Source organism: Phenylobacterium immobile (ATCC 35973) (genome assembly GCF_001375595.1).
Classification (GTDB): Bacteria; Pseudomonadota; Alphaproteobacteria; order Caulobacterales; family Caulobacteraceae; genus Phenylobacterium; species Phenylobacterium immobile.
Map to the genome: position 1 here is coordinate 402,054 of NZ_CVJQ01000001.1, position 15,377 is coordinate 417,430.

Consider the following 15,377-nt stretch of genomic DNA (forward strand, 5'->3'; position numbering starts at 1 on the left):
CCTGCGAGGCGGGTCAGTCTGGAACCAGAACGATGCGGCCCTTGACGCCGCCCGCGCCTAGCAGGGCGTGGGCTTCGCGCGCCGCGCCGATCGGCATGGTTTGGACATCAGGGGCCCTCAGGCCCTTCTCAGCGGCAAGGACGCCCAGGTCGGCCACGATTTCCTGCAGGCGTGGGCCGTCGAGCTCTTCGGACGCATAGCCGGTGACGATGAGCGGCTTGAGCAACTCCCAGGCGTTGAACGCCACTTCGCCGCCGCCCATGGCGCCCACCAGGGACAGGACGCCATGTCGGCGAAGCGCCGCGACACAGGGGCCGAACTGCACGCCGCCCACCGAGTCCAGCACCCCGTCGACGCTGCCCGTGGGGATTTGTGGCGCCGCGCCGCGGGGCGCTACCAAAACCTCGTCCGCGCCCAGGCTCTCAACATAGTCGCGGTGCTCGTCGCGGGTGACGAGGGCCAGCACGCTTGCGCCCTTGGCCTTGGCGATTGCGACGGCGGAGGAGCCGACGCCGCCAGCCGCACCGTTCACCAGCACACGCTTTCCCGCGAGATCGCCGATGCGGGCCAACCCCTCATAGGCGGTGGCTGCGCCCAAGCCGATGGCCGCCATCTCCACGGCGCTGAACACCGGCGGAACCGCGGCGAGACAGATCGCGTCAACAGTCACGAAGTCGGCGTAGCCGCCGGGCCGGCGCGCAGCCACGCCGCCCAGGCCCTGCATCATGGTCACCACGAGATCACCGACCGCCCAGCCGGTCACGGCGGAGCCGACCTCCGATAGGACGCCGACAACCTCCACGCCGGGCGTGTATGGAAAGGGCGCCGGATTGAGGATCGGGCGGTAGCCCGCGCGGATGTCGAGATCAGTGTGATTGAGCGCCGCCGCCAGGGTCTGGATCCGGACCTCTTGTGGTCCGAGCGGCGCGAGTTCGACCGCAGAATAGGCCAAAACCTCCGGTCCGCCGTAGGCCTGCATCTGGATCGCGTTCGCCATCGTCATCACTCCGCTTGAGGGGCGCGACCTTAGCTGTGCGTCCTAAAGGTTCAATCCAGCCCGTGCGGCGCCCAGAGGCTGTCGGCCTTGACGACATCGCGGATGAAAGCGGCGTGCGCTGCGCGTTCTTCCGGCGTTGATCGGGGCGCCAACGGCATGGGGCGCTGGCCGTAGATGGTCTGGGCGGACGCCGCCATGGCGTTGGACACCGCCGCCGTGGTGAGCTCCAGTCGGCGCTCGCGGCCGCCCTTCAGTTCCAGATAGACGGCCGCCAGCAACTTAGCGTCGACCAGAGCGCCGTGCTTCTCCCGTTCGCTCAGCGAGATTTTGAATCGCTTGCAAAGCGCGTCGAGAGAATTGTGCATCCCTGGGAAGCGCTGCTTGGCCAGACCGAGCGTATCGATCCACCGCCGTTCGGGCAGGGCGATGCGTTTGCAAAGCTCCAACTCGAAATTGACAAAGGTCCGGTCAAAGGCCGCGTTGTGGGCGATGATCGGTGCGTCTCCGACGAACTCGAGAAAGGCGTCCGCGACGTCCGGGTGTTCGAAGCGCGGCTTGCCGGTCAGGAAGGCCGCCGACAGACCATGCACTCGCTCGGCCTCGATCGGCATATCCCGGCAAGGGTCCACATAGGTGTGGAAGCTGCGACCCGTCGGGATGAAGTCCTCGATTTCGAGGCAGGCGATTTCCACCAGGCGGTGGCCGTGCTGCGGCTCAAAGCCGGTGGTCTCAGTATCGAGGACGATCTCGCGGGCCATGGCCTTTGATGCCGTGGTTCGTAGGCCGCTTCAAGCGTCGCTGCGGAGCGTCGCGACGATCTCGCGCACCGCGCGCCGGGCCGCGCCGAACCCATGGCCCGTGTCGATGACATAGTCGGCGCGGGCCTGCTTCTCGGCGTCTGGGACCTGTCGGGCCAGGATCGCCGCAAAGCGCTCGGGAGTCATGCCCGGTCGGGTGAGGACGCGGTGGCGCTGGACCTCCGCCGGCGCGGTGACGACCAGGATCTTGTCGACATCGCTCTCGCCGCCAGTCTCGAACAGCAGCGGAATGTCGAACACCACCAAGGGGACGGCGCCCACATTCTCGACGAAGGCCTGGCGATCGGCCGCCACGAGGGGGTGCACTATGGCGTTCAGCCGCCCGAGCGCCGCCGGATCGCCAAGCACCTGGGCGCTGAGTGTCGGCCGGTCGATGGCGCCTTGCTTCACAACACCGGGAAAGGCCGCGCCCACCGGTTCGACCGCCGCACCGCCTTTTGCGTAGAGCGCGTGGACGGCTGCGTCCGAGTCATGGACCGGGACGCCCTCGTCGCGGAACATCGTCGCCGTGGCCGACTTGCCCATACCGATGGAGCCGGTCAGGCCCAGTCTGATCAACTGGCCGGCTCCAGCGCCGCCAGGCAAAGGCCGCGGACATCGACCGAAAGGTCCGGCGCCTGGCCGAAGAATGCCGCGAAAGAAGGGACAGCCTGGCGGATCAGCATCTCAAGGCCATCGACAGTCCGCAGACCAAGGTCGGCCGCCTGCGCGAGGAACGGGGTGATCAGCGGCTTGTAGACCATGTCCATAGCGACGGCGGCGCGGGGCGCGCGGTCGAGCGGAAAGTCAAAGCCAGGCTGTCCCGCCAGTCCGGCGGAGGTGGCGTTGACGATCAGGCCCGCGTCGCTGATCAGGGCTGCGGCCTCGCCCAGGCTAAAGGCCCGCACCTTGGGGCCAAGCTCCGCAGCGATGGCCTCGGCGCGAGCCAAGGTGCGGTTGACGATGACAACGCTTGGCGCGCCAGCGGCGACCAGGGCGGCGGCGGCCCCCCGCGCAGCCCCGCCGGCGCCGAACATCAGGACCGGCGCCGCGGTGAGGTCAAAGCCAGGGGCCTGAGCCGCCACTGCGCCCAGCATCCCTTCACCATCGGTGTTGTCAGCGCAAATTCGGCCATCAGCGCCGAAGACAAGCAGGTTAGCGGCCCCCGCCAGAACCGCACGTGGGCTAGGCTCGTCCGCAAGGGCCAAGGCCTCTTCTTTGAACGGCAGGGTGACGTTGACCCCGCTCAGACCCTGCGCCTGCAGGCGATGGATTTCGGCAGGAAAGGCGCCGAGCGGGATCAATACGCGCTCGTAGGTCCCGTCCAGCGCTCCGGCCTTCAACCATGCGCCGTGGATCAAGGGGCTCAGGGAGTGGGCGATAGGATTACCGACAACCGCCGCCTTCATGCCGCCAGAACCTTCTCGCCGCGCAGGAAGGTCATCAGCTCCAGCAGCGGCAGGCCCAGGATGGCGAAATAGTCGCCTTCGATGCTGGAGAAGAGCTGAGCGCCCAGGTCCTCCAACCGATAGCAACCGACCGAGCCCAGGGCGGCCTGGCCTTCGCGCGCCAGATAGTCGTCCAGAAAGGCGTCGGAGAAGTTTCGCATAGTCAACCGCGCTTCCGAGGTCCTGCGCCAAAGCACCATCCCATCCTTGGCCACGCAGACCGCAGAATGCAGCAAATGGGTGCGGCCGCGGAGTGTATGAAGACGTATGCGTGCGGCCTCCAGCGTCTCGGCCTTGTCATAGAGCACGCCGTCGAGATCCAGAGTCTGGTCGGCGCCGATCACGTAGTCGGGGCGGGTCTGCGAAATCTTGACCGCCTTCAGTTCGGCGAGCGCCTCGGCGATTTCGCGCGGGCCTTCGCCAGCGGCAAGGCGCTCGGCCTTCACAGCCTCTTCATCGACCCCGGCGACATCGACCTGGAAGGGCACGCGCGCGCCGTCGAGCACCGCCCGGCGCGCCATGCTCTTCGACGCGAGCACCAAGCCGGTCACCCGAGCACCTCGACCTGGCCATGGCCCTGGCTCAGGAGGTTCATGACAGCTGCGGCGGTTTCTTCGACCGAGCGGCGGGTCACGTCGATCACCGGCCAGCCGTGGCGTTCGAACAGGCGGCGGGCCTGAATGATCTCTTCGCGGACAGCGTCGGTGTCGATGTAGGTCGACTCCCGATCCTCATTCAGGCTGAGCAACCGGTTGCGACGGATCGACAGCAGCCGGTCAGGGGAGACCGTCAAGCCGACCACGAGCGCGTTCCGCAGAGTGAACAATTTCTCCGGCGGCTCGCTGCCGCGCACCAGGGGCACATTGGCGGCGCGCACGCCGCGGTGCGCCAGGTAGATGCTGGTGGGCGTCTTCGAGGTCCGCGACACGCCGACCAATACGACATCGGCCCGGTCGAGATCCTGGCCGCCCTGGCCGTCATCGTGGCCGATGGCGTAGTTCAGGGCGTCCATGCGGTTGAAGTAATCGTTGTCCAGCCGCAGGTGCGCGCCCACCCGCGTCGTGGTCGAGGCGCCGAGGTAGCGGGAGACCGCCGAGACCAGCGGGTCGAGGGCGGCCATGCAAGGCATGTCCATCCGCCGGCAGCCTTCCTCCAGGGCGCTTCGGAGCGTGCTGTCAACGATGGTGTGGATGACGATGCCCGGGGATTCTTCAATGTCGCGCAGGGCCCGGTCGAGTTGTCGCTGAGAGCGGACCAGAGCGTAGATATGCTCGATGGGCAGGACCTCATCGAAGCGGGCGCAGACCGCGCGGGCCATGGCGTTCAGGGTCTCGCCAGTGGAGTCCGACACAAGATGCACGTGGAAATAGGTGGCGAGCCGGTTCTGATTGGTCATGAAAGCGTCGCGCCTCGCCTCTATCGGATCCCCGCCTCGAGATTCCTGGGGGCGGAAGGTGTGGATACCTTTTAGCGAAGCCCGGGCGAATTGGGGATAGGCGGCGCTGACAGACGGTCAAGCCATCGCTGCGAAGAAAGGCCGGGATAGAAGGGGGCGTTAACCCTTGGTTAATCCACTGGCCTCGGCGACGTTGAACCGTCTTGAGGCCGTCTGAGGATCACCAGTCTCGATCTGGGATCGGCGCCGGCGATCTCCGCCGCAATGGTTAATCAATCCTTAAGGGGTTCAGGCGGCTTGCCGATCGGTCCCCCTGATCCACAGCCCGGTATGAAACTTTCCGCAAGGCTTGGACGGCCTGGGGACAAGGCGGGTATGGACGCTGCTGCGCGCGGCTTGTCCACCTCATCGACAGGGCCTGTCACCTCATCTTCAACGCTTCTACGAAGCTTACTTTCTGAAGAAGGAAGAAGGCTCGGCGACGGGTTTTCCGAGCGGGCTTGAGCCGCGGGTCGGAAGGCGGTTTAACCCGGTCATGAGCGAGCTTTCTTTTCCGCCGGCTGGCGCCGCGCGTTCTTCGGACCAGCCGCGCCTGTTGCGGGTTTTGGCCGGAGAGGCGTTGGAGCGACCGCCGGTCTGGTTCATGCGCCAGGCGGGCCGGTCTCTGCCGGAGTACCGGGCGTTACGCACGAAGGCCGCCGACTTCATCGCCTTCTGCTACAATCCGGAGATGGCGGCCGAGGCGACGCTGCAGCCGATGCGGCGTTTCCCCTTAGACGCCGCCATTGTCTTCGCCGACATCCTGCTGATCCCCCGCGCGCTTGGTCAGGAGGTCTGGTTCGCAGCCGGTGAGGGGCCGAGGCTGGGCGCCCTGCCGCCCCTCGAACAATTGGCCGACCAGATCGAGGCCTCCACCGGCCGCCTGGCCTCGATCGGTGAGACGCTTCAGCGGGTGCGCGACGAACTCGAATCTGATCGGGCGCTGATTGGTTTCGCCGGCGGGCCCTGGACGGTGGCCACCTATATGATCGAAGGCCGGGGCTCGGATCGCAGCGGCGCGCGGGCCTACGCCTATGCGAACCCTGAAGCGCTGGACCGCCTGCTGGAGATCCTGGTCGACGCGACAGCGCGTTATCTGGTGATGCAGGCTCGATCCGGCGCCCAGGTGTTGAAGCTGTTTGAGTCCTGGTCCGAAGGTCTCGCCGAGGATGTCTTCCAGCGGATCGTCGTCGAGCCGCACAGAGCGATCATCGCCCAGGTGCGCGCCGCCGGCGTCGACACGCCGTTCATCGGCTTCCCGCGGGGCGCGGGCGCACTGGTGGAATCCTACGCCGCCCAGGTTCCCGTCCAGGCCGTGGCCTTGGACACTCAGGCGAGCGCGGTCATGGGCCAACGTATCCAGGCGGGCGGCCAGGCGATCCAGGGGGCGCTGGACAACCACCTGCTGCTGCTGGGCGGGGCGGCCTTGCCAAGACGGGTGGACGCCTTGCTTGAGCAATGGCGATCAGGCCCCTACATTTTCAATCTCGGCCACGGGGTGATGCCGGACACCCCGATCGCCCACATCGCCCAGGTGATTGAACAGGTGACGGGCAAGAAGGCCGCGAACACCTCGCCGACAGCGCCTTGAGACTGGCCGTCGTCCTCTTCAACCTCGGTGGACCGGATGGGCCCAAAGCCGTGCGGCCGTTCCTGGCCAATCTGTTCTCGGACCCGGCCATCATCGGCCTGCCGGCGATTGTGCGGTTGCCGTTGGCGCAGCTGATCGCCGCGCGGCGCGCTAAGACGGCCCAGGCCAACTACGACAAGATGGGCGGGGCTTCGCCTCTGCTGGCTGAGACCCGGGCCCAGGCGGCGGCCTTGCAGGCGCGCTTGTCGGGTGACGGCGTCGAGGCCGAGGTCTTCATCGCCATGCGCTACTGGAAGCCCTTCGCCCAGGAGACGGCCGCCGCCGTCGCGGCGTTCGCGCCGGATGAGATCGTGCTGCTGCCGCTCTATCCGCAGTATTCGACGACCACGACGGCCTCATCGCTTGAAGAATGGGCCAAGGCCTACAAGGGCCCGGGCCGGGCGCGGGCGATCTGCTGCTATCCGACGGCTGGCGGCCTGGCCCGCGCCAACGCCGAGGCGATCGCTGAGACCTGGGCGGCCGCCGGATCGCCGGCGGCCGTGCGCCTGCTCTTCTCGGCCCACGGCCTGCCGCAGAAGGTGGTCGATGGCGGCGATCCCTACCGCGCCCAGATCGAGGCCACGGCGGCGGCCACGGCGGCGCTTCTGCCGCAGTTCGCCGATTGGCGGGTCTGTTTCCAGAGCCGGGTCGGGCCAATGAAATGGCTGACGCCCGACACCGAGAGCGAGATTCGGGGCGCCGCGCAGGACGGCAAGGGCGTGCTGATCTGCCCGATCGCCTTCGTCTCCGAGCACGTCGAAACGCTGGTCGAGCTGGACATCGACTACGCCCATGCGGCGGAGGCCGCCGGATGCGCGCCGTACCTGCGCAGCCCTACGGCCAGCGTGCGCGAGGCTTTCATCACCGATCTGGCGGCGGCCGCGCTTGGCGCCCTCGGCCGTGCGAGCGGGGCGGCGCCCTACGGCGACTGGCGCTGTCCGAAAACCCTGGGAAAATGTGGAATGCGAGCGGCGGCATGACCTTCGACAGCGCCTATGACCTGGTCCGCGGCCTGCACATCCTGGCGGTGATCGCCTGGATGGCGGGGCTGCTCTATCTGCCGCGCCTGTTCGCCTATCACGCTAATTCCGAGCCGGGCTCGGACAAGGCCGAGACCTTCACGGTGATGGAGGCCAAGCTCTACCGGATCATCATGAACCCGGCGATGATGGCGGCCTGGGTGTTCGGCGGCCTGCTGATCTGGATCGACGCCCATCGGCGCAGCCAGGGCTGGGGCTTTCTGGGCGAACCCTGGATGTCGACAAAACTGGCCGGGGTCCTTTTCCTGACCGGGTGGCATCTCTATCTGGGACGGGCGCGCAGGGCGTTCACGGCCGGGACCAACACCAAGTCCAATAAGTTCTGGCGCATGACCAACGAGCTTCCGTTCCTGGCGGCCATCGTCATGGTCATCGCCGTGACCACCGAGTTCGGCGCCCGCTGATTCTGCAGCCGCGCTTGACCCAACGAGCCCCATGTGGTTCCGCATAGGGTACGCATCGGTTCATCGCCGGGGCGCCCCGCCTTTTCCGACCGCGCGTCCATGATGATGCGCCCCTGGTCGGACCCCCACGACGAGACGAAGACGACTTTCAACGACGCGCCAGGCCTCAAGAGCCGACCCCGCGTCCTCAAATACAAGGAAGCGCCGCCCGGCCCGGTCGGGGGCGCGTGATGAGCGACACCATGCAAGACGAAAACACCACCGCCGACGACGTCACCGAAGGCGTCACCGAAGATCTGAGCGCCGAACAGGCGGAAGAGCGGAACATCGCCGCCCAGGATGAGGCCGATGCGGCCGCCGCCGAGGAGGCGCAGTCCGAGCCGGAAGGTCCCTCCGAGGTCGCCCAGGCGATCGCCGCGATGGGTCTCACGCGGATGAGCCTTCAGGAGCTGAAGGACAAGCCGCCGGTGGACCTCCTGGCCATCGCCGAGACCCTCGAGGTCGAGAACGCCAATTCCATGCGCAAGCAGGACATGATGTTCGCGATCCTGAAGACTCTCGCCGAAGAAGGCGTGGAGATCTCGGGCTCAGGCACCCTGGAAGTGGTGCAGGATGGCTTTGGCTTCCTGCGCTCGCCGGAAGCCAACTATTTGCCCGGCCCCGACGACATCTATGTCAGCCCCTCGCAGATCCGGAAGTTCGGCCTGCGCACCGGGGACAGCGTCGACGGCCTGATCCGCGCGCCGCGCGAAGGCGAACGCTATTTCGCCCTGGTCCAGGTCGATCTGATCAATTTCGAAAGCCCGGAGAACGTCCGGCACAAGGTGCTGTTCGACAACCTGACGCCGCTCTACCCCGACCAGCGCATCAAGATGGAGCTGGAAGACCCGACGGTGAAGGATCGTTCTGGCCGCGTCATCGACATCGTTGCCCCGCTCGGCAAGGGCCAGCGCTGCCTGATCGTCGCGCCGCCACGGGTCGGCAAGACGGTGATGCTGCAAAACATCGCCAAGTCGATCGAGGCGAACCACCCCGAGTGCTACCTGATCGTCCTCCTGATCGACGAACGGCCGGAAGAGGTCACCGACATGCAGCGCACGGTTAAGGGCGAGGTTGTCGCCTCGACCTTCGACGAGCCGGCCACGCGGCACGTGCAAGTCGCTGAAATGGTTATCGAAAAGGCCAAGCGCCTGGTCGAGCACAAGCGCGACGTGGTGATCTTGTTGGACTCTGTCACCCGCCTGGGCCGCGCCTACAACACCGTGGTGCCGTCGTCCGGCAAGGTGCTGACCGGCGGCGTCGACGCCAACGCCCTGCAGCGCCCCAAGCGCTTCTTCGGCGCGGCGCGGAACATCGAGGAAGGCGGCTCGCTGACCATTATCGCCACGGCCCTGATCGACACCGGCAGCCGGATGGACGAAGTCATCTTCGAAGAGTTCAAGGGCACCGGTAACTCGGAAATCGTCCTCGACCGCAAGGTGGCCGACAAGCGCATCTTCCCGGCGATCGATGTGCTGAAGTCCGGGACCCGCAAGGAAGAGCTCATCACCGACAAGGGCTATCTGCAGAAGACCTACATTCTGCGGCGAATCCTGAATCCAATGGGCGCGCAGGATGCGATCGAATTCCTGCTGGATAAGCTGCGTAATTCGAAAACGAACGACGACTTCTTCCAGTCGATGAACACCTGATCGAGGGCGGCCTGTTTCACGTGAAACAGGCCGCTCCTTCAAGGGATCAGCAGGCTCGCGCCTAAGGTGGTGCGGGACGCCATGGCCTCATGGGCCAGTCGCACATCCTCCAGCGGATAGGTCTGGCCGACCTCCACCGACACCACGCCTGTACCGATCACATCGAACAACGCCGCCGCGCTGGTGTCGAGCTCCTCCGGCGTGGCGATGTAATGATAGACTGACGGGCGGGTGAAGAAGAACGACCCGCGCGCGAACTGACTCGAGAGCATAGGCGGCGGCGGGCCTGACGCATTGCCGTAGCTTACAAATAGGCCCCGGGTCGCGAGGCTTCCAAGCGTGCCCTCGAAGGTGTCTTTGCCCACGGAGTCGTAGGCGACGGTGACACCCTTGCCGCCGGTGATCTTCATCACCGCCGCGGCGACATCGGCGTCGCGGTAGAGGATGACATGATCGGCGCCGAGCTTCCGGGCCTGATCCGCCTTGGCCTCGGAGCCGACCGTCGCGATAACTTCAGCACCCAGCCTCTTGGCCCACTGCACCATGATCTGGCCGACGCCGCCGGCTGCGGCATGGATCAGCACCCGGTCATTCGGGCCGACATTATGGGTGCGTCGCAGCAGAGCCTCCGCCGTCAGGCCCTTCAGCAGAGCCGCAGCCGCAATGCGTGAATCGATCCCAGCGGGGAGCTTCACCGCCTCGTTGGCGCTGACAGTCGAGAGCTCTGCATAGGCGCCGAGCGTTCTCGTCACATAGGCCGCGCGTTCGCCAACCGCGAAGCGCGTCACGCCAGGGCCGACCGCGGCGACGACGCCCGCCGCTTCCGTCCCCAGGCCTGAGGGCAGGGGGATCGGGTAGAGGCCGCTGCGTTGGTAGGTGTCGATGAAGTTCAGGCCGATCGCTTCGTGCCGCAGCAGGATTTCACCGGCCGCCGGCTTAGGCGTGTCCACATCGGTGACGGCCAGGACTTCAGGGCCGCCCGTTTTGGTGATGCGAACCGCGCGCATCAGGTCAAGGCCTTGGCGAAGAAGGCCAAGGAGCGCCGGCCGGCGATCTGGGCGTCAGCCTCATTGTAGTTGTCGCCGCCGGGCCGTGCGAAGGCATGGTCACGGCCCGGGTAGGTGTGTATTTCGACTTCCGGATGGTCCTTAAGCGCCGCAATGATGACCTCCTGGGCGGTCTTCGGCACAAAGCCGTCTTCCTCGGCGATGTGCAGCAGGAGAGGCCGCGCGAGCTTGTCGGTCTCGGCGATGCGGCCCTCAAGACCCACGCCATAATAGGACACGGAGGCGTCGGCGTCCGTGCGGGCCGCGGTGAGGAACGCCAGCAGGCCGCCGAGGCAGAAGCCCACGGCGCCGACCTTGTCGCTGCAGCCAGGATCACTCCGGATCACGGTGATTGTCGCCTGAATGTCGTCGACGCCCTTGTCGACGTCAAATAGGCCGAAAAGCTCGAAGGCGCGGGCCATCTCGGCCTCAGTCTTGTCAGTGATGTCGATGTTGGGTTCGATCCGCCAAAACAGGTCAGGGCAGATCGCTAGGTAGCCCTGACCGGCAAGTCCGTCGGTGATGTCCCGCATCACGGCGTTCACACCAAAGATCTCCTGGATCACCACCACAGCCGGCGCGGGGCCCTCGGCTTGCGGCTTGGCCAGATAAGCGCTGAAGTCGCCGTCCGCCGTCGTGATCGTGATGTACTCGCCCATGATTTAGCCTTCTCTCCGGTCCCGTTTGCAGTGCAACGTGGTAGGTAGCTTGAGCGTTCGCAACGCCGCCATAACTTAATCGCGAACAGTTCCGAAAGGCCCGCCATGAAGGTGACGATCGAGGTCGACTGCACGCCTGAAGAGGCTCGCCGTTACATGGGCCTGCCGGATGTGACGGCCCTTAACGACCACTTTCTCGAACAGGTGAAGTTGCGGATGGAGGGGAACCTGAAGGGCTTGCCCGCCGAGGAACTGATGAAGAGCTGGATGGCCTTCGGCCAGGGCGCACAGGATCAATTCCGCCAGATCATGGAAGCCAGCGCCCGGAACGCCGCCAACTTCACGAAATGACCGACACGATCTTCGCGCCGGCCACGGCGGCGGGCCGGGCAGCCGTCGCGGTGGTGCGGATCTCTGGCCCTGAGACCAAGCGCGCGGTCATCGCTCTGGTGGGACGCCTGCCGCGACCACGACTAGCGTCGTTGCGCCGCGTGAGAAATGTCGATGGCGGTCTGATCGACGAGGCGCTGGTCCTCTGGTTTCCCGCACCGGGCAGCTATACCGGGGAAGATAGCGCCGAATTGCACCTGCATGGCGGTCAGGCGGTGATGGCGGCGGCCGTTGAAGCCTTGGCGCATCTTGGACTTAGGCTGGCGGACCCAGGCGAGTTCACTCGCAGGGCGTTTGAACACGGCAAGCTGGACCTCGCCCAGGCGGAGGGCGTCGCCGATCTGATCGACGCAGAGACCGCCGCCCAAAGGCGCCAGGCCCTGGACCAATTGGGCGGCCGTTTGAGCCAGATCCAGGCGCGATGGGCCGACGCTTTGGTCCAGGCTCTCGCGATGTTCGAGGCGGCCGTGGACTTTCCCGACGAGGAATTGCCGGAGAATGTCGCCGAGCGGGCGCGGCCGGTGCTCAAGGCGCTGATCACAGAGATCAGCGCGGCCGCGGCTGACGCCGAACGCGGCGAGCGGGTTCGCAGCGGCTTTCGCATCGCCCTGATTGGCGCGCCCAATGCCGGTAAGAGCACGCTCCTGAACGTGCTGGCCGATCGGGAGGCGTCAATCGTCACCGCTCAACCCGGGACGACGCGCGATGTGATCGAGGTCCCGGTCCTGTTGGGCGGCTACAAGGTCCTGCTGGCGGACACCGCAGGCCTGCGGGAAACTGAAGATGAGATAGAGGCCGAAGGCGTGCGCCGGGCTCAGGCCTGGGCGAGCAACGCCGACCTGCGGCTCTGGGTGGTTGATGGCGCGGCGGAGGGCGGGGCCTCGCCGCCCGCCGAACTTAAGGCGGGTGACCTCTGCCTCATCGCTAAGCGGGACCTCCGGCCAGGAGAAGCTGGCGCGTGCGCCGCTCAGCACGCCGGCGACCTTGAACTGGCGGTGATGGAGATCACCGCCCGCAGTCCCAATGATATGGCCTGGCTGCGTGACACCTTGACCGAGGCTGTCGTCGATCGCTTGGCCGGCGCCGAGCCGCCGACGGCGACGCGTCTGCGCCACCGCGGGCTTCTACTCGAAGCGGTCACGCGCCTGGAAGCGGCTCTGGTGCAGGACGAGGCGCTGGAGTTGGCGGCGGAAGACGTCCGACTGGCGGCCCGCGCCCTCGATCAAATCACGGGTCGTATCGACCCAGACGCCGTGCTGGGCCGGATCTTCACGACCTTCTGCGTCGGCAAGTAGCGTTTCACGTGAAACATCGCCGGCTGTGCGCTATATGCCGGGCGTGGGAACGCGCGGACAATCCTGGGACGTTATTGTCATCGGCGGCGGGCACGCCGGCTGTGAAGCCGCTGCGGCGGCCGCGCGGTTTGGCGCGCGCACGCTGCTCCTGACGCACAAGCTCGAAACCATCGGCGAGATGAGCTGCAATCCCGCGATCGGCGGGTTGGGCAAGGGCCACCTAGTCCGCGAGATCGACGCCCTGGACGGTGTCATGGGTCGGATCGCCGACAAGGCCGGCATCCAGTTTCGCATGCTGAACCTGTCAAAGGGCGCCGCGGTGCGCGGTCCCCGGGCGCAGATTGACCGGCGGCTCTACCGCGAAGCCATGCAGGCCGAACTCGCGGCCACACCGAACCTGACCATCGCCGCCGCTGCGGTAGAAGACCTGATCGTTGAGGGCGGCCGCGTGGCAGGCGCGATCGATGCTCGGGGGCAATCCTACCGCGCGCCTTCGGTCGTGCTGACCACAGGCACCTTCCTGAAGGGCGTAATCCACCAGGGTGAAGTGCGCACGCCCGCCGGCCGGGTGGGCGAGGCGCCGTCGATCGGCCTGAGCGACCGGCTCTACGCGCTTGGCCTGCCGATGGGCCGGCTGAAAACCGGTACGCCGGCGCGCCTGGACGGCAAGACGATCGCCTGGGAGCGCCTGGAGATGCAGGCGGCCGACGAGACGCCGACGCCGTTCTCCTTCCTGAACGCCCGTATCGACGTGCCGCAGATCGCCTGCGGGGTGACGGCGACGACGCCGGAGACGCACCGCATTATCGCCGAGCGGCTGACGGAATCCGCGGTCTACGGCGGCCGCGCGACGGGCATCGGCCCGCGCTACTGCCCGTCGATCGAGGATAAGGTCGTCCGCTTCGCCGACAAGACCAGCCACCAGATCTTCCTGGAGCCGGAAGGGCTGGATGACGACACGGTCTATCCGAACGGCGTCTCGACCTCCGTTTCGGCTGAGACCCAGCTGATGTTCTTGCGCACCATCCCGGGCCTCGAGGCGGTGGAGGTTAAGCGATACGGCTATGCGATCGAGTATGACTACGTTGATCCGCGCGATCTGACGCCTGACTTGGAGGTCGAGCGCCTGCCTGGCCTGTACCTGGCCGGCCAGATCAACGGGACCACGGGCTACGAGGAAGCCGCCGCGCAAGGCCTGGTGGCTGGGCTCAACGCGGCGCGCTCAGCCAATGGGGTTGAGGCGGCTTTGTTTGGCCGTGACGAAGCCTATATCGGCGTGATGATCGACGACCTTGTCACCCGTGGTGTGACTGAGCCCTACCGCATGTTCACCAGCCGAGCGGAGTTCCGCCTGACTCTGCGGGCGGACAACGCCGACCAACGCCTGACCGATCGAGGAATCGACCTGGGCCTCGTCGGGGGCGCTCGGGCGGCCGCCTGGCGAGCCAAGGCAGGGGAACTGGCGACCGCGCGGACGATCGCCGCGGAACTGCGCCTGACGCCTCAGGAGGCGCAGCGCGCCGGCCTGCCGGTGAAAGCTGATGGCGTACGCCGCGATATCAGCCAGCTTTTAGCCTATCCGACGATCGGCTTTGAAGACCTTGCGCGGATCTGGCCGCAGATCGGCGACTGGAGCCCGGCCGTTCGCGAGCAGATCGAGATCGACGCAGGCTATGCGGGCTACCTTGACCGCCAGGCCGCAGACGCCGCCGCCTTCCGTCGCGACGAGAACCTGCACCTTGACGCCAGCCTAGACTACGCCGCGGTCGGCGGGCTCTCCAACGAAGTGCGTCAGAAGCTCGCGGCCGTGCGCCCGGTCACCCTGGGTCAGGCCGCCCGCATCGAAGGCGTCACCCCTGGCGCCCTGACCGCCCTGCTGGCCCATGTCCGTCGCCGCGCCGCCTGAGGACCTTGCGGTCGTCGACGTGCCGGACGCCGAGGCTTTCGCGCGACTGACCGGCGCCGACGCCCAGGTCATGGCCGATCTCGAGGCCTACCGCGCTCTGCTGATCGACTGGAACAGCCGAATGAATCTGATCGGTCCCGCGACCGAAGTCAGCTTCTGGTCGCGCCACGCCTGGGACTCCGCCCAGCTGCTCGAGCTCGCGCCGGAGGCCCTGGTCTGGGCCGACCTGGGCGCTGGCGCCGGCCTGCCCGGCGTCGTTCTGTCCGCCATGGGTAAGGGCCGCGACGGTTTCCACATCCATCTCGTTGAAAGCATGGCCAAGCGTTGCCGGTTCCTCAACCTGGTGGTTGAGACACTGAATCTGCCGGCGACCGTCCATCAAACACGGGCGGAAAACTTCACCCTGTCTGTGGACATCGTGACGGCGCGGGCTTGCGCCCCGCTCTCGCGCCTGTTGAGCTACGCCCGGCCATACCTGCGGGATGGCGCGGTCGGACTTTTCCTAAAAGGCCAAGATGTGGTATCCGATATGGACGATGCTACCAAATCTTGGGACTTTGACGCTGAGATCATTCCTTCCCGCAGCGATGTGCGGGGCCGTATCGTCAGAATCGGGAGGCTAGGCCGTGGCCGGTGACG

Annotated in this window: 16 protein-coding genes; 8 read left to right on the top strand and 8 right to left on the bottom strand. The window is 66.5% G+C overall.

Annotation, left to right across the window (positions count from 1 at the left end):
- Positions 1-13 precede the first annotated feature (13 nt).
- Genes BN1313_RS01970 through BN1313_RS01995 form a run of 6 tightly spaced genes read right to left on the bottom strand, consistent with a single transcriptional unit; the run spans position 14 to position 4,638 of the window.
- The gene (locus BN1313_RS01970; protein ID WP_176695866.1) at positions 14-997 is read right to left on the bottom strand and encodes a quinone oxidoreductase family protein; all 984 of its coding nucleotides are present in this window, start codon (positions 995-997) and stop codon (positions 14-16) included.
- A 50-nt stretch (positions 998-1,047) separates the two neighbouring features.
- Complete coding sequence (gene dnaQ, locus BN1313_RS01975; RefSeq protein WP_091735854.1) at positions 1,048-1,755, bottom strand: DNA polymerase III subunit epsilon; 708 nt, start codon at positions 1,753-1,755, stop codon at positions 1,048-1,050.
- A gap of 30 nt (positions 1,756-1,785) precedes the next feature.
- A complete protein-coding gene (gene coaE, locus BN1313_RS01980) occupies positions 1,786-2,373 on the bottom strand; it encodes a dephospho-CoA kinase (RefSeq protein ID WP_091742129.1) in 588 nt (195 codons plus the stop codon).
- Entirely contained in the window at positions 2,370-3,203 is an 834-nt protein-coding gene (aroE, locus tag BN1313_RS01985) for a shikimate dehydrogenase (RefSeq protein ID WP_091735857.1), read from the bottom strand. Before aroE ends, coaE begins: the two co-directional genes overlap by 4 nt.
- On the bottom strand, positions 3,200-3,763 hold the full coding sequence (locus tag BN1313_RS01990) for a Maf family protein (protein ID WP_245620214.1): 564 nt from the start codon (positions 3,761-3,763) through the stop codon (positions 3,200-3,202). The genes aroE and BN1313_RS01990 overlap by 4 nt, the downstream gene beginning before the upstream one ends.
- 26 nt (positions 3,764-3,789) lie before the next feature.
- Positions 3,790-4,638: a pyruvate, water dikinase regulatory protein gene (locus BN1313_RS01995; RefSeq protein ID WP_091735863.1), complete on the bottom strand. Its 849-nt coding sequence runs from the start codon at positions 4,636-4,638 to the stop codon at positions 3,790-3,792.
- A 535-nt stretch (positions 4,639-5,173) separates the two neighbouring features.
- Here BN1313_RS01995 and hemE point away from each other — a divergent pair.
- The 4 genes from hemE to rho all read left to right on the top strand — a co-directional run bounded on the left by hemE (position 5,174) and on the right by rho (position 9,442).
- Positions 5,174-6,268, top strand: a complete 1,095-nt coding sequence (hemE, locus tag BN1313_RS02000; protein ID WP_091735865.1) for a uroporphyrinogen decarboxylase — start codon at positions 5,174-5,176, stop codon at positions 6,266-6,268.
- Positions 6,265-7,287, top strand: coding sequence for a ferrochelatase (gene hemH, locus BN1313_RS02005; protein ID WP_091735868.1), 1,023 nt, complete (start codon positions 6,265-6,267; stop codon positions 7,285-7,287). Before hemE ends, hemH begins: the two co-directional genes overlap by 4 nt.
- Positions 7,284-7,751, top strand: coding sequence for a CopD family protein (locus tag BN1313_RS02010; protein WP_091742132.1), 468 nt, complete (start codon positions 7,284-7,286; stop codon positions 7,749-7,751). The genes hemH and BN1313_RS02010 overlap by 4 nt, the downstream gene beginning before the upstream one ends.
- 230 nt (positions 7,752-7,981) lie before the next feature.
- Entirely contained in the window at positions 7,982-9,442 is a 1,461-nt protein-coding gene (rho, locus tag BN1313_RS02015; RefSeq protein WP_245620059.1) for a transcription termination factor Rho, read from the top strand.
- 38 nt (positions 9,443-9,480) lie between these two features.
- Here rho and BN1313_RS02020 read toward each other — a convergent pair whose 3' ends face one another.
- On the bottom strand, positions 9,481-10,449 hold the full coding sequence (locus BN1313_RS02020; protein WP_091735871.1) for a quinone oxidoreductase family protein: 969 nt from the start codon (positions 10,447-10,449) through the stop codon (positions 9,481-9,483).
- The gene (locus BN1313_RS02025; protein ID WP_091735873.1) at positions 10,449-11,147 is read right to left on the bottom strand and encodes a dienelactone hydrolase family protein; all 699 of its coding nucleotides are present in this window, start codon (positions 11,145-11,147) and stop codon (positions 10,449-10,451) included. The genes BN1313_RS02020 and BN1313_RS02025 overlap by 1 nt, the downstream gene beginning before the upstream one ends.
- Positions 11,148-11,252: 105 nt before the next feature.
- On the opposite strand from BN1313_RS02025, the gene BN1313_RS02030 reads away from it, so the two are divergent.
- The 4 genes from BN1313_RS02030 to rsmG are packed head-to-tail and all read left to right on the top strand — an operon-like array spanning position 11,253 to position 15,375.
- Positions 11,253-11,498 carry a DUF6489 family protein gene (locus BN1313_RS02030; protein ID WP_091735876.1) on the top strand — a complete coding sequence of 82 codons (246 nt, stop codon included), beginning with the start codon at positions 11,253-11,255 and terminating at the stop codon, positions 11,496-11,498.
- Positions 11,495-12,832, top strand: coding sequence for a tRNA uridine-5-carboxymethylaminomethyl(34) synthesis GTPase MnmE (mnmE, locus tag BN1313_RS02035; RefSeq protein WP_091735879.1), 1,338 nt, complete (start codon positions 11,495-11,497; stop codon positions 12,830-12,832). The genes BN1313_RS02030 and mnmE overlap by 4 nt, the downstream gene beginning before the upstream one ends.
- 34 nt (positions 12,833-12,866) lie before the next feature.
- A complete protein-coding gene (mnmG, locus tag BN1313_RS02040) occupies positions 12,867-14,738 on the top strand; it encodes a tRNA uridine-5-carboxymethylaminomethyl(34) synthesis enzyme MnmG (RefSeq protein ID WP_091742138.1) in 1,872 nt (623 codons plus the stop codon).
- Positions 14,716-15,375, top strand: a complete 660-nt coding sequence (gene rsmG / locus BN1313_RS02045) for a 16S rRNA (guanine(527)-N(7))-methyltransferase RsmG (RefSeq protein ID WP_091735882.1) — start codon at positions 14,716-14,718, stop codon at positions 15,373-15,375. The genes mnmG and rsmG overlap by 23 nt, the downstream gene beginning before the upstream one ends.
- Positions 15,376-15,377 lie beyond the last annotated feature (2 nt).

Excerpts from the sequence above, each read along its gene's own strand:
- BN1313_RS01970 (WP_176695866.1), bottom strand. The coding sequence starts at position 997 with ATGGCGAACGCGATCCAGATGCAGGCCTACGGCGGACCGGAGGTTTTG.
- aroE (WP_091735857.1), bottom strand. The coding sequence starts at position 3,203 with ATGAAGGCGGCGGTTGTCGGTAATCCTATCGCCCACTCCCTGAGCCCC.
- dnaQ (WP_091735854.1), bottom strand. The coding sequence starts at position 1,755 with ATGGCCCGCGAGATCGTCCTCGATACTGAGACCACCGGCTTTGAGCCG.
- BN1313_RS02025 (WP_091735873.1), bottom strand. The coding sequence starts at position 11,147 with ATGGGCGAGTACATCACGATCACGACGGCGGACGGCGACTTCAGCGCT.
- BN1313_RS02020 (WP_091735871.1), bottom strand. The coding sequence starts at position 10,449 with ATGCGCGCGGTTCGCATCACCAAAACGGGCGGCCCTGAAGTCCTGGCC.
- mnmE (WP_091735879.1), top strand. The coding sequence starts at position 11,495 with ATGACCGACACGATCTTCGCGCCGGCCACGGCGGCGGGCCGGGCAGCC.
- hemE (WP_091735865.1), top strand. The coding sequence starts at position 5,174 with ATGAGCGAGCTTTCTTTTCCGCCGGCTGGCGCCGCGCGTTCTTCGGAC.
- BN1313_RS02030 (WP_091735876.1), top strand. The coding sequence starts at position 11,253 with ATGAAGGTGACGATCGAGGTCGACTGCACGCCTGAAGAGGCTCGCCGT.
- BN1313_RS01995 (WP_091735863.1), bottom strand. The coding sequence starts at position 4,638 with ATGACCAATCAGAACCGGCTCGCCACCTATTTCCACGTGCATCTTGTG.
- rho (WP_245620059.1), top strand. The coding sequence starts at position 7,982 with ATGAGCGACACCATGCAAGACGAAAACACCACCGCCGACGACGTCACC.
- mnmG (WP_091742138.1), top strand. The coding sequence starts at position 12,867 with ATGCCGGGCGTGGGAACGCGCGGACAATCCTGGGACGTTATTGTCATC.
- rsmG (WP_091735882.1), top strand. The coding sequence starts at position 14,716 with ATGTCCGTCGCCGCGCCGCCTGAGGACCTTGCGGTCGTCGACGTGCCG.
- BN1313_RS01990 (WP_245620214.1), bottom strand. The coding sequence starts at position 3,763 with ATGGCGCGCCGGGCGGTGCTCGACGGCGCGCGCGTGCCCTTCCAGGTC.
- BN1313_RS02010 (WP_091742132.1), top strand. The coding sequence starts at position 7,284 with ATGACCTTCGACAGCGCCTATGACCTGGTCCGCGGCCTGCACATCCTG.